The following is a 12,723-nucleotide window of genomic DNA, read 5'->3' as shown; positions in this document are numbered from 1 at the left end:
CATGTGACCTTGCCTCCAAAAACGGAGGCGCACCGATCAGAATGGATCGAACAGCATGTCCTCAGGCATCACCCTTACCGCCGCGACCCGCCAGAACCTGCTCTCGCTGCAGGGCACGGCCGACCTTCTCTCCAGCACCCAGAACCGGCTCTCGACCGGCAAGAAGGTCAACTCGGCCCTCGATGACCCGACGAGCTTCTTCACCTCGCAGTCGCTGTCCGGCCGCTCGGGCGATCTCGGCTCTCTCCTCAACGGCATTTCGAACGGCGTCCAGACCATTCAGGCCGCCAACCAGGGTATCACCTCGATCCAGAAGCTGGTCGATTCCGCAAAGTCCACCGCCAACCAGGCACTGGCCGACAAGAGTGCTGTCTCCAGTGGAACCCCTGCTACTGCCGCAATCCTCACAGCGGTGACTGGCTTTCAGGGCACCACCACGGCTGCCACCGATGGTACGCAAGACTTTTCGGGCACCCGCAACGCCACTTTCACTCTTGGTGACGGGACCAACGCCACCACGATCACGCTTGATGCAACGACTCTAAGTGGTGTTACCAGCAATGTCGCAAAAGCGACTGCCGACGACGTCGTGAAGGCGATCAACAATCAGCTTGCCAACGATACGACCAATCCGGCAGCGGTCTCCGCGTCCAAGACCACCGACGGTCGTATTGTCTTCACCTCGACGGCAACGGGTTCGGCAGCCTCCGCGGTTGTCACCAACACCGCTGGCAACGAAGTGGATATCGGGTTCGGCACGGCGGTCGCTGCGCAGACTGCCACGGGTGCCGCTGCTAAGAGCACGGCAACCGCTGCGATCGCAGTTGCCAATACGGCTGTAGCGACGACCCTTGATCTCTCCGGTGCCAACACGGCTGCGTTCAACATCCAGTTGGGCAGCGGTCCGACCAAGACTATCACGGTGGCGGCAGGTGCGACACCCGCTGCGACGACGAAGACCGAGATCCTTGCCTCGATCAACAGCCAGCTTTCATCTGATACTGGCTTCAAGGGCCAGGTCACTGCAAGCTTCGACACCAACAACAAATTGACCTTCACGTCGACTGCAACCGGCTCATCTCAGAAGATTACCATCGACAACTCCGCCGGCGGCAACACGGACCTCGGCTTCGGCGTTGCTGGTACCACGACCAAGGCTGTCGTCGCCTCGGGCTCTGGTTCAGCCAGTGGTACGAACTCTACCCGGACTGCGCTGGCCAAGCAGTTCAACGACCTGTTGACCCAGATCACGCAGCAGGCCCAGGACTCCAGCTACAACGGTATCAATCTGCTGTCCCGCTCGGGCAGCGATCCAAGTGAGAACTCGCTGAAGGTTACTTTCAATGAGACCGGTTCTTCGAGTATCACGATTGCCGGCGCGAAGCTCGACGCCGATGGTCTGGGTCTCAACTCCATCACCGGCGGCTTCCAGTCGGATGATGAGATCAACTCGGCCCTGACGGCCATCACTGCCGCCACCAGCCAGCTTCGCGCCCAGTCCTCGACCTTCGGCTCGAATCTCACGGTGGTGCAGAACCGTCAGGATTTCTCGAAGAACCTGATCAACATCCTCGACACCGGCTCGGCCAACCTGACGCAACTCGCAGGCCCTGTCGACCCGCCAGTCGATCGGCATCTCGGCCCTCTCGCTCGCCAACACGGCGCAGCAGGGCATCCTGCAGCTCCTCCGCTAAGGGGAAGCCGGCCGCCGGCCTTCGGGCCGGCGGCTTTTTTCAGGTTCGAGCGGACGTCAAAAAAGAAGGCCGGGGCGCACCGCCCCGGCCTTCTCTTCGTTTCGCTCGCTGCAGCTCAGGCGGTACGGTCGAAGGGGCGGGCCACGGGCTTGGCGCGGGCCTCGGCGGCCTCCGCATAGGCGCGGGCCTTGAGCACCACCGGGTCGGGCAGCTGCACCACGACGTCGCCAGAATTCGGATCCACCTCCTGGTAGACCACCGCCTTGGTGTCCTGGTCGATCCGGATGCGTGGCTCCATCACGGTCTGGGTCGCCTTCGCGTCCTGCTCGGACGTGGGCGTCCGGACGGTGCCGGCGCGCGGATCGGCTCCCGGGTCCTGGCTGCGAATCTCCACCCGCACGGCCGGTGCGAGGGGCGCCGGGGCCTGAACGGGCTGAACCGGGGGACTGGGAGCCGGCGTGGCGCCGGTGACGCGGGCCGGAAGCACGGCGCCGAGGCTAGTGATCGACATGGCACGCTCCTGTTCGCGGCTTTCGCGGTCTCCAGCCAGACAAGGCTTGCGGCGTGAATGGGATCTTAAGGAATCGGTTCCGCCACCGGCTTCTTGGCCGACAGGCTCAAGGCAATGCCAAGGCGACGCGTCGAATCTTAACGATCGGTCAGATCTCGACGGCGCCGGCCGCCCGTCCCATCCCGTGCGGATCGAAGGCGACGCTCTTGACGATGGCGAAGACCGGCCGTCCGGGGACGAGGCCGAGTTCGTGCACGGAGGCGCGGGTCAGGCGTGCGGAGAGCACGGCGCCGCCGCAATCCACCTCCACCAGCACCGTGCCGTCCGCCTGAGGATGCAGGGCAAGGACTTGCCCGCTCAGGCGATTTCGGGCGCTCAAGCCGATGGGCTCGTCGAGGGAGAGCAGGACGTCGCGGGCGGGAACGTGGACGCGGATGCCGGTGCCGACCGCCCGATTGAGGCGCGGCACGAGGAGGCGCCCGGCCCGCCCGGAGAGGAGCGTCAGGCCGGAATTCGGGGCGTCGGCCTCCACCACCATGTCGAGGAGGGCGCCGGCTTCGGCCGCGTGGTAGGGCCCGAGATCGCCCCGGCGCAGGATGCCCTCGGCGGGCCCGGCGGCAGCGACGCGGCCCCCTTCGATCACCACGATGGTGTCGGCGAGGCGCGCCACCTCGGACACCGCATGGCTGACGTATACCAAGGGGATCGCGGCCACGTCACGCAGGCGCTCGATCAGCGGCAGGATCTCGGCCTTGCGCTCGGCATCGAGGGCGGCGAGCGGCTCGTCCAGGAGCAGGAGGCGGGGCCGCGACAGCAGCGCCCGGCCGATCGCCACGCGCTGGCCCTCGCCGCCGGAGAGACCGGCCGGCCGCCGGTCGAGGAGGTGGCCGATGCCCAGGAGCGTGATGACCGCCTCCGGTTCCAGGCCGGCTCTGTCCCGGCGGCCGCGGGCGAACCAGCGCCCGTAGGCGAGGTTCTGCCGGACCGAGAGGTGGGGCATCAGCCGCGCCTCCTGGAAGACGGTGCCGATGCGGCGGCGATGGGCGGGCACCGCGCGGCCGCGCTCGGTGTCGAGCAGGGTCTCGCCGTCGAGGGCGATCCGGCCCCGGTCGGGCCGGGCCAGACCGGCGAGGCAGGCGATCACCGTGCTCTTGCCCGAGCCCGAGCGGCCGAACAGGGCGGTGAGGCCCGGCGGAGCGGTGAAGGCCACGTCGAGGCGGAAGGCGCCGCGCGCCAGGGCGAGATCGACCGCGAGCGTCATCGGCTCACCCCGCCCCGATCCGGCGCCCGACCCGGCGGGCCAGGAGTTCGGAGACCAGCAGCGCCGCCATCGAGATCGCCACGGAGACCAGGGTGAGGCGCAGGGCCCCCGCCTCCCCGCCGGGCACCTGGGTCAGGGTGTAGATCGCCGAAGGCAGGGTCTGGGTCTCCCCGGGAATGTTCGACACGAACGTGATGGTGGCGCCGAATTCGCCCATCGCCTTCGCGAAGGCCAGCACCGCGCCGGCCAGGACCCCCGGCAGGGCGAGGGGCAGCGTCACGGTGAGGAAGACCGCGCAGGGTCCGGCGCCGAGGGTCGCGGCGGCCTGCTCGACGCGGGCATCGACGGCCTCCAGGGAGAGGCGCATCGCCCGCACCATCAGGGGAAAGCCCATCACCGCGCAGGCGAGCGCCGCCCCGGTCCAGCGGAACGAGAGGACGATGCCGAGATCGGCCAGGACGGCCCCGAAGGTCCCGCGCCGGCCGAAGGCCAGGAGCAGGAGGTAGCCCGTCACCACCGGGGGCAGGATGAGGGGGAGATGGACCAGCCCGTCGAGGAGCGCCCGTCCGGGGAAGCGCCGACGCGCCAGCACCCAGGCGACGGCCAGCCCCGGGCCGAGGCTCGCCAGGGTGGCGACCCCGGCCACGCGCAGGCTGAGGGCGATGGCGGACCATTCCTCCGGCGAGAGGCCGAGCCGGTCCAGGATCGCGGCGCTCAAGGCCGGACGATCAGGTCCGGTCCTCGGCGCCGATCACCGAGAAGCCCTGGCGCTCGAAGAACACCCGGGCGGCGGGGCTGCGCAGGTAGGCGAGAAGCGCGGCCGCATCCGGGTTGGTCGACTCCTTCGTGAGCGCCACGGGATAGATCACCGGCGGGTGGCTCGCGGCCGGGAAGGTGGCGACCACCCGCACGCTGGGGTCGGAGACCGCGTCGGTGGCGTAGACGATGCCGAGCGGCGCCTCGCCGCGGGCCACGAGCAGGAGGGCCGCCCGCACGTTCTCGGCCTGAGCGAGGCGGTCCTTCACGCCCTCCCAGGCGCCGAGGCTCTCCAGCGCCGCCTTGCCGTACTTGCCGGCCGGGACCGCCGCGACGTTGCCCATGGCGATGCGACCGTCGCCCAGCGCTTTGGCGAAGGTCGCGGCGAGGTCGGGGCCGGGCTTGAGCACCAGGGCCACGGGGGAGTCCTTGGGGGCGATCAGCACGAGGGCGTTGCGCAGGAGGTTCGAGCGGGTGCCCGGCTTGAGGCCGTCCTTGCCCGCCACGTCGTCCATCCAGGCGAGATCGGCCGAGAGGAACAGGTCGGCCGGCGCCCCGGCCTCGATCTGTTTGGCCAGCGCGCTGGAGGCCGCGTAGGAGATCCGGGCGGTCTTGCCCGTCTCCGTCGTCCAGGCGGCGGTGGCCGCGTCGAGGGCGTTTTTCAGGCTGGCAGCGGCGAAGACCACCACGGGGGCTTCGGCCCGCATGGGCGTCTCGGCCCGCGCCGGCGTCACGCCGGCCCAGATCGCCAATCCCAGCACCGCCCCGAGCCACGTCCGCCGCGTCGGAATCATCGATCAGCCCTTCGTCTGCGGCCGGCACGACCCGGAAGAGGCCGCCGGCGCCGGAGCCGCCATAGCACGGATCGGGGCGGGGCTCGTCAGGCGCCCCGCTCCTCGTCCTCGACGGGCGGACGCTCCGAGCGGTGCAGACGGCTCAGGAGCACCAGCATCGGTCCGGGCAAGGGTCCCGTCAGTGTCTCGGCATCGGTGAAGCCCCCGCGATCGCGCACGAGGCGACGGCGGGCCTTGGACTTTTCCGCGAGAACGACCGGCGTTCGTCCGCCGGCTCTTCTGATTTTCATACGCACAACGCACGCTCCGACATCGACGCGAGCCTGGAGAAGCCACAGCAAACGCGGATCCGGCGGTTCCGTTCCGGCCAAGCTTGCGCGTGAGGTGGCGGCGGGACGTCGCGGGTGATAGAGCCCCGATCATGCTCGAAGGCCTGCCTCCCCACCGTCCGACCCATGTGCTGCGCCTCCTCACCGACGAGGGGTCGGCGCGCGCGATGACCGACCTCCTCGGCGAGATGTTCGACCCGACCCAGACGGCCGTGGCCGCCTTCGAGGCCGAGGACGGCCGGACCTGGCGGCTCGAGGCCTACTTCGCCGATGCGCCCGACGAGGTGATGATCCGCGACCTGATCCGCCCCGTGGTCGGCGCGCAGGCGGACGTCGCCACCTTCGAGACCATCGACCAGCAGGATTGGGTCCGCGCCTCCCTGGAGGGCCTGAAGCCCGTCCGGGCCGGCCGCTTCCTCGTCCACGGCAGCCATGACCGCGACACGGTCCGGGCCAACGACCTCGCCATCGAGATCGAGGCGGCGCTGGCCTTCGGCACCGGCCATCACGGCACGACGCTGGGCTGCCTCCGGGCCTTCGCGGGGATCCTCAAGCGCGGGCGCCCGGCCCACGTGCTCGACGTCGGCACCGGCACCGGCATCCTCGCCTTCGCGGCGGCGAAATACCTGCACACGCCCGTCATCGCCGGCGACCTCGACCCGGAGGCGGTGACCACCGCCATCGGCAATGCCCGCCTCAACGGCCTCGGGCCGGTCCTGCGGCTCTACCAGGGGCCGGGGGTGCGCCACCCCCTCGCCGACCGGCCGCGCCGCTTCGACGTGGTCTTCGCCAACATCCTGGCGCGGCCCCTGAAGGGGCTGGCGCCCTCGCTGACGGCGGTCGTCGCCGACCGCGGCGTGCTGATCCTCTCCGGCCTCATCGAGCGCGACGTGCCGGGCGTCCTCTCCACCTATCGGCACCGGGGCTTCCACCTCGCCCGGCACGGGCTGATCGAGGGCTGGGCGACGCTGGTGCTCACGCGCGGCGGCGCGGCGGCGCGCCCGCGCCGGACGCGGTTGCGGCCCCTCTGAGCCCGGCGTAACCCTGGGCGCCATGACCCGCGCCCGCTTCCAGACCTTCGACGATCCGAGCCACCGCCACGGGGCCGACCGCATCCGGGCCCTGCGCGCGGCCCTGCGCGACGCCGGCCTCGACGGCTTCGTGGTGCCCCGCGCCGACGAGCACCAGTCCGAATACGTGCCGCCCCAGGCCGAGCGCCTGGCCTGGCTCACGGGCTTCACCGGCTCGGCCGGCACCGCCGTGATCCTGTCCGAAGAAGCCGCCCTCGTCGTCGACGGGCGCTACACCCTGCAGGCGCCGGCCCAGGTCGACACCGCCCTCATCACCCCGGTGCCCCTGGCCGAGACCAGCGTCGCGGCCTGGATCGGCGCCCACATCAAGGCCGGCCAGGTGCTGGCCTACGATCCCTGGCTGCACACCCCCGACAGCGTGGCACGCCTGGAGCGCGCAGTGGCCAGGGCCGGCGCGCGTCTGCAGGCGGTGGACCGGAACCCCGTCGACGCGGTCTGGACCGACCGGCCGGGGCCGCCGGCGGGGCCCGTCGTCGCCCATCCGCCGGAGCTCGCCGGCGCGTCCGCCGCGGACAAGCTCGCCCGCATCCGCACGGCCCTGGCCGAGGCGGACGACGCCGCCCTGGTGATCTCCGATCCGCACAACCTCGCCTGGGCGTTCAACCTGCGCGGCAGCGACGTGGCCCACACCCCCCTGGCGCTGGGCTACGCCCTGGTGCCGCGGGACGGCCGCGCGGCCCTCTACCTGACCTCGCCCGCCGTGAGCCCGGAGCTGCGCGCCGCCCTCGCGCCGCTCGCCGACCTCCACCCGCGCGCGGCCTTCGCGGACGGCCTTGCGGCGCAGGCGGCGAACGCCGCGCGCCTGCGCCTCGACGCCGCCACCGCCGCGTACGCCCTCAAGCAGCGGGTCGAGGCGGCCGGAGGCGTCGCCGATCTCGGCCCCGACCCGATCACGGCCATGAAGGCGGTGAAGAACGCGGCGGAGATCGCCGGCACCCGGGCGGCGCATCTGCGCGACGGCGTCGCCGTGACCCGCTTCCTCGCCTGGCTCGCGCACCAGGGCGAGACGCTGACCGAGATCGCCGCCGTGGAGGCCCTGGAGGATTTTCGCGCCGCGGGCGGCCTGCTGCGCGACGTCTCGTTCCCGACGATCTCCGGCAGCGGCCCCAACGGCGCCATCGTCCATTACCGGGTCAGCCGCGAGACCGACCGGCGCATCCGGCCCGGGGAGCTGTTCCTGGTGGATTCCGGGGCGCAATACCGCGACGGCACCACCGACATCACCCGGACGGTGGCGATCGGCACGCCCTCCGGGGCGATGCGCGACCACTTCACCCGCGTGCTCCGGGGGCATATCGGCATCGCCCGGGCGGTGTTTCCGAAGGGCACGACGGGCGCGCAGATCGATGCCTTCGCCCGCCTGCCCCTCTGGGAGGCCGGCCTCGACTTCGACCACGGCACCGGCCACGGCGTGGGGTCCTTCCTGTCGGTGCACGAGGGGCCGCAGCGCATCGCCAAGACCGGAACGGTCGCCCTCGAGCCCGGCATGATCCTCTCCAACGAACCGGGCTACTACCGGCCCGGCGCCTACGGCATCCGCCTGGAGAACCTCGTCCTGGTCGAGGCCCGCGACGTGCCCGGCGGCGAGCGCCCGATGCTCGGCTTCGAGACCCTGACGCTGGCGCCCTTCGACCGTCGCCTGATCCGCCCCGAGCTCCTGAGCCCGGAGGAGACGGCCTGGATCGACGCCTATCACGCCCGCGTGCGGGAGGCGCTGGAACCGGACCTCGACGGGGCGACGCGGGCCTGGCTGGCGGCGGCGACCCGGCCGATGGCGGCGTCGGTCTGACCCCGGCCCGGCCGGAGCGCCGGACGGCCCTTGCGACCATCCTGCGCCTTTCGGCGGCGCGGAAAGGCGGGGACAAGGGATCTCGCGGCTTCGGGATTTTGCGCTCCGGCCGAACGGACGTAACCTGCCCGCCTCCATCTCCGAACAGGATTCTATGATCCGGCTTCTCGCCCTGGCGCTCGCGCTGTTCGGCCTCGCTCTGCCCACCGCCTCCGCGCAGGGCTTCAAGGTGCCGGCCGACCTCGTGAAGGCGAGCCTCGTCGGGGAGCCCGCCGCGATCCGGCCGGGCGAGCCCTTCACGGTGGGGATCCGCCTGGTGATGCGGCCGCACTGGCACGTTTACTGGCGCAATCCCGGCGATTCCGGGCTGGCTCCAGAGGTCGCCTGGACGCTGCCGCCCGGGTTCTCTGCGGGGCCGATCCAGTGGCCGAGCCCGAGCCGCATCCCGGTCGCCCACCTGATGAACTACGGCTACGAGGACGAGGCCGTCCTCCTGGCGCAGGTGACCCCGCCGGCCACGCTGGCCTCGGCCAAGCCGGTGACGCTCCAGGCCAAGCTGACCTACCTCGTCTGCGAGCGCGAATGCGTGCCGGGCTCGGCCGAGCTGCGCCTGACCCTGCCGGTGGCGCAGACCGGCACCAGCACCGGCGTCGCGCCCGGATCGATGATGCTGTTCGAGGCCGCCCGCGCGGCCCTGCCCGCGCCCGCGCCCTGGCCGGTGCGCTACGGCGCCGAGAACGGGCGCCTGCAGGTGCACCTCGCCGCGCCGGCCGGGCTCGCGGCGTCCGACGTCGCCTACTTCCCCTATGCGGAGACCGCCATCGAGAACGCGGCGCCCCAAGAGGCGCGCAGCGACGCGGATGGGCTGCACATCGACCTGGCCCGCGGCGACGCCACCGCAGCGGCCCCCGCGACCCTGCCGGGGGTGCTGACCTTCGCGGAGGCGACGCCGGACGGACCCGTGCGCCGCGCCTACGCCATCGGGGAGGCCCCGGACGCCACCGCCGTCGCGACGGCCTCGGCCGCGACCACGAACGCGGCGATGGCGCCCACACCCGCGCAGGCCCCGGCCGAGAGCCTGACCCTCTGGAGCGCGGCCGGCCTCGCCTTCCTGGGCGGCCTCCTCCTCAACCTGATGCCCTGCGTCTTCCCGGTCCTGTCCATCAAGGTCCTGAGCCTCGTGCGGCATTCCGGCGAGCCGGCGGGCCGGGTCCGGCTGCACGGCCTCGCCTACACGGCGGGCGTGCTCGCGTCCTTCCTGGCCCTCGCCGGCCTGCTGATCGCCCTGAAGGGGGCCGGCGCCGGCATCGGCTGGGGCTTCCAGCTGCAATCGCCCCTGGTGGTGGCGGGCCTCGCCTACCTGCTGCTCGCCATGGGACTCAGCCTGTCGGGCGTCGTCCATCTCGGCGCCGGCATCGCGGGCCTCGGGGACGGCCTGACCCGGCGGGCCGGCCTGGAAGGCTCGTTCTTCACCGGAATCCTCGCCACCGTGGTGGCCACCCCCTGCACCGCCCCCTTCATGGGCTCGGCGGTGGGCTTCGCCCTGACCCAGGAGGCCGGCGTGAGCCTCGCGGTCTTCGCGAGCCTCGGCCTCGGCCTCGCCCTGCCCTTCCTCGCGCTGACGATCTGGCCCGCGGCCCTGCGGCGGCTGCCCCGCCCCGGCGCCTGGATGGACACCCTGAAGGGGGCGCTGGCCTTCCCGATCTACGCCACCGTGGCCTGGCTGGTCTGGGTGCTGTCGCAGCAGGTGGGCTCGGCCGGGCTCCTCGCCGCCCTGGTCGGCCTCGTCCTCGTGGGCCTCGCCGCCTGGGCCTGGGAGCGCGGGCACGGGGCCGGCCCGGCCGGCACCTGGGTCGCGCGCGGCACCGCCGTGGCGGCGCTCGCCGCCCTCGCGATCCTCACCCTCGGCCTCGACCGGGACCGGGCGGGGGCCGACGCCGCGCAGGCCGATGGCAGCGCCTTCACCCAGGCGCGCCTCGACGGGCTCCTGGCCCAGGGCAAGCCGGTCTTCGTGAACATGACGGCGGCCTGGTGCATCACCTGCCAGGTGAACGAGCGCGTGGCCCTGCGCGCCGAGGCGGTCCAGGCCGGGCTGAAGGCGCGGGGCATCACCGCCCTCAAGGGCGACTGGACCAACCAGAACCCCGAGATCACCCGCCTGCTGGAGCGCCACGGCCGCAGCGGCGTTCCGCTCTACCTTCTCTATGCCGGTGCGGGCGAGCCCACGGTCCTGCCCCAGATCCTCACCCCCGGCCTGGTGCTGGAGGCCCTGCAGGCGGTGCCCCTCGCGGCCGCGGACCGGAGTGCGGCCCTGACCGAAGTGCGACCCTGACCGACGCATGGCCCTGACCGACGCGCGGCCCTGACCGAAGTGCGGCGCTGACGAAGGTCTCCGCCGGCGGGCCGGTCGCGCCGCGGACGGTCGAGCCCCGCGGCTGCACGGTTCAGTCCGCCCCGTCATCCTTGCGCTTGACGCGCAAACCGCCCTGCCTCAGCACGGCCGCATGAGCACCGATGCCGCGCCGCGCTGGGACGTCTTCCGCAACGGCGATTTCCGCCTCTTCGGAGCGGCCCGCTTCCTCACCGGCCTCGCCTTCCAGATGCAGGCGGTGGCGGTGGGGTGGTTCGTCTACGACATCACCCGCTCGGCCCTGGCCCTGGGCCTCGTGGGCCTGGCGAGCTTCCTGCCCGCCATGCTCTCGGCCCTGGTGACGGGCCACGTCGCCGACACCTACGACCGCCGCCGCGTGGCGGCCCTGGCCTACGCGACCCTGGCGTCGGCGGATCTCGGCCTGCTCCTGGCGGCCTGGCTCGGCACCACGACCCTGTGGCCGATCTACGGGCTCGTCGTCGTGATCGGCACCTGTCGCGCCTTCGCCAACCCAGCCCTGCAGGCCCTGCTGCCGACCCTGGTGCCCCGCCCCCTGTTCGGCTCGGCCGTCGCCTGGAACGCCTCGCTCTGGCAGAGCGCCTCGATCCTCGGCCCGGCCACCGGCGGCTTCCTCTACGCCCTCGGGCCGGCGGTGGTCTTCGGGGCGGCCGCCGTGAGCTTCGCGCTCGCCAGCGCCCTCATCCTGGCGATCCGGTTCCGGCCCGCCCCCATCGCCGAGCGCCCGCCCGTGACCTGGGAGACCCTCTCGGCCGGCCTGACCTACATCCGCACGCATCCGGTGGTGCTCGGCGCCATCAGCCTCGACCTCGTGGCGGTGCTCCTCGGGGGCGCCACCGCCCTCCTGCCGATCTTCGCGGCGGAAGTGCTGCACGTGGGCCCCCTCGGCCTCGGCGTCCTGCGCAGCATGCCGGCGGCCGGCGCCGTGCTCACCGCGATCGCCCTCGCCTACCGGCCGCTGCAGCGCCGGGCCGGCCTGCGCATGCTCCAGGCCGTGGGGATCTTCGGCCTCGCCACGGTGGGCTTCGGCCTCTCGACCTCCCTGCCCCTCTCCATGGCCTGCCTGTTCGTCACGGGGGCGGCCGACATGATCAGCGTGTTCGTGCGCCAGACCTTCGTGCAGGGCGAGACGCCCGATTCCATGCGCGGCCGGGTCTCGGCGGTGAACTCGGTCTTCATCGGCGCCTCGAACGAACTCGGCGAGTTCGAATCCGGCACCCTGGCGGCCCTGATCGGGGCCGTCCCGGCCGTGGTGGCGGGCGGCCTCGCCACCCTCCTCGTCGCGGCGCTCTGGGGCCGGGTGTTTCCCGCGCTGCGGGCCCGGGACCGGCTCGTGCCGGCGGAGTGAAGGGCGGATTTATCCCTTAGCCGCCCGATTCGCTGCACACCAGGGATAAAGCCTGCGTAAAACAGTGCCTTACACGATGTCTCGGAGCCCCGTTGCCGATCCATCGCGCCGGCACGGCCGAGCTTTTCGACATGACAGCGGCCTGCACGCAGGCGTAGAAATCCTGCAGGAGGCTGCAATGGCTGACATCAAGGTGGTTGCCGGAAATTGCGGAAAAGGCAGAGGCACCTATGAGTCGGGCGTTCTGACCAGCCCGGACGGTGTCGAGCGCTCCGTCGAGAGCATCCTCGCCGTCGAGGCGCACGGAGAAATCGCGGGCATCCGGAACTGGGGCGGGCAACTTCTCGAAGGTCTGAAGGGAAGTCTCGCCCTCGCATCGAACATCGATCTGAGCGGCACGGCGCTGCTCGCCGCGACCGCCCTGACCTCGGTGTCGGCCGAGGAATCCCAACCTCAGACGCTGCTGGAAATCACGTTCCAGGACGCAGGCCTGCTGATCGCCCTGGCCGACCCGCGGCTTCCGGCGCTGATCAGCAACGATCGGGAAGTACTGCGACGGGGGTTCGCTCGGGCCTCACAGCGGGTGACCCCGACGGTCGACGGACCGGGACACGCGGATTCGTCCCTGGCGACGACGGCGAGCGAGGCGGCTCAGGCGGCAGTCGGTGCCGTTCAGGCCGTGACCGGCGCCGCCGGCGCATCGCTGAGCTCGGCTTTCAGCTTCGTGCGCCGAACCACGGGCTACGAGCGCGGCTGACACG

At 71.9% G+C, this 12,723-nt stretch carries 11 protein-coding genes; 6 read left to right on the top strand and 5 right to left on the bottom strand.

Going from position 1 to position 12,723, the window contains the following annotated elements; translation table 11 throughout:
- Positions 1 to 55 precede the first annotated feature (55 nt).
- Complete coding sequence (locus tag ASG51_RS12905) at positions 56 to 1,873, top strand: hypothetical protein (protein ID WP_056381223.1); 1,818 nt, start codon at positions 56 to 58, stop codon at positions 1,871 to 1,873.
- On the opposite strand, the gene ASG51_RS12900 is transcribed toward ASG51_RS12905, so the two are convergent.
- The 5 genes from ASG51_RS12900 to ASG51_RS12880 form a co-directional block, all read right to left on the bottom strand.
- A complete protein-coding gene (locus ASG51_RS12900; RefSeq protein ID WP_056381221.1) occupies positions 1,810 to 2,205 on the bottom strand; it encodes a hypothetical protein in 396 nt (131 codons plus the stop codon). The genes ASG51_RS12905 and ASG51_RS12900 overlap by 64 nt on opposite strands.
- 148 nt (positions 2,206 to 2,353) lie before the next feature.
- A complete protein-coding gene (gene modC / locus ASG51_RS12895) occupies positions 2,354 to 3,466 on the bottom strand; it encodes a molybdenum ABC transporter ATP-binding protein (protein ID WP_056381219.1) in 1,113 nt (370 codons plus the stop codon).
- A 4-nt stretch (positions 3,467 to 3,470) separates the two neighbouring features.
- Entirely contained in the window at positions 3,471 to 4,172 is a 702-nt protein-coding gene (modB, locus tag ASG51_RS12890) for a molybdate ABC transporter permease subunit (protein ID WP_156389720.1), read from the bottom strand.
- 22 nt (positions 4,173 to 4,194) lie between these two features.
- Positions 4,195 to 4,929 carry a molybdate ABC transporter substrate-binding protein gene (gene modA, locus ASG51_RS12885; protein ID WP_244480155.1) on the bottom strand — a complete coding sequence of 245 codons (735 nt, stop codon included), beginning with the start codon at positions 4,927 to 4,929 and terminating at the stop codon, positions 4,195 to 4,197.
- 173 nt (positions 4,930 to 5,102) lie between these two features.
- Positions 5,103 to 5,306 (bottom strand): hypothetical protein, encoded by a 204-nt coding sequence (locus tag ASG51_RS12880; RefSeq protein WP_156389705.1) that lies wholly within the window; start codon positions 5,304 to 5,306, stop codon positions 5,103 to 5,105.
- A 131-nt stretch (positions 5,307 to 5,437) separates the two neighbouring features.
- Here ASG51_RS12880 and ASG51_RS12875 point away from each other — a divergent pair, with 131 nt between their 5' ends.
- The 5 genes from ASG51_RS12875 (at position 5,438) to ASG51_RS12855 (ending at position 12,719) form a co-directional block, all read left to right on the top strand.
- The gene (locus tag ASG51_RS12875; protein ID WP_056381215.1) at positions 5,438 to 6,376 is read left to right on the top strand and encodes a 50S ribosomal protein L11 methyltransferase; all 939 of its coding nucleotides are present in this window, start codon (positions 5,438 to 5,440) and stop codon (positions 6,374 to 6,376) included.
- A 22-nt stretch (positions 6,377 to 6,398) separates the two neighbouring features.
- The gene (locus ASG51_RS12870; protein WP_056381213.1) at positions 6,399 to 8,225 is read left to right on the top strand and encodes an aminopeptidase P family protein; all 1,827 of its coding nucleotides are present in this window, start codon (positions 6,399 to 6,401) and stop codon (positions 8,223 to 8,225) included.
- A 154-nt stretch (positions 8,226 to 8,379) separates the two neighbouring features.
- Positions 8,380 to 10,557, top strand: coding sequence for a protein-disulfide reductase DsbD domain-containing protein (locus ASG51_RS12865; RefSeq protein ID WP_056381212.1), 2,178 nt, complete (start codon positions 8,380 to 8,382; stop codon positions 10,555 to 10,557).
- Positions 10,558 to 10,729: 172 nt separating this feature from the next.
- Positions 10,730 to 11,962: an MFS transporter gene (locus ASG51_RS12860; protein WP_056381210.1), complete on the top strand. Its 1,233-nt coding sequence runs from the start codon at positions 10,730 to 10,732 to the stop codon at positions 11,960 to 11,962.
- Between the two features lie 178 nt (positions 11,963 to 12,140).
- A complete protein-coding gene (locus tag ASG51_RS12855) occupies positions 12,141 to 12,719 on the top strand; it encodes a hypothetical protein (protein ID WP_056381208.1) in 579 nt (192 codons plus the stop codon).
- Positions 12,720 to 12,723 lie beyond the last annotated feature (4 nt).

The sequence above is a fragment of the Methylobacterium sp. Leaf465 genome (assembly GCF_001424705.1).
Lineage (GTDB): Bacteria > Pseudomonadota > Alphaproteobacteria > Rhizobiales > Beijerinckiaceae > Methylobacterium.
This window is presented reverse-complemented; position numbering and strand designations above follow the sequence as displayed.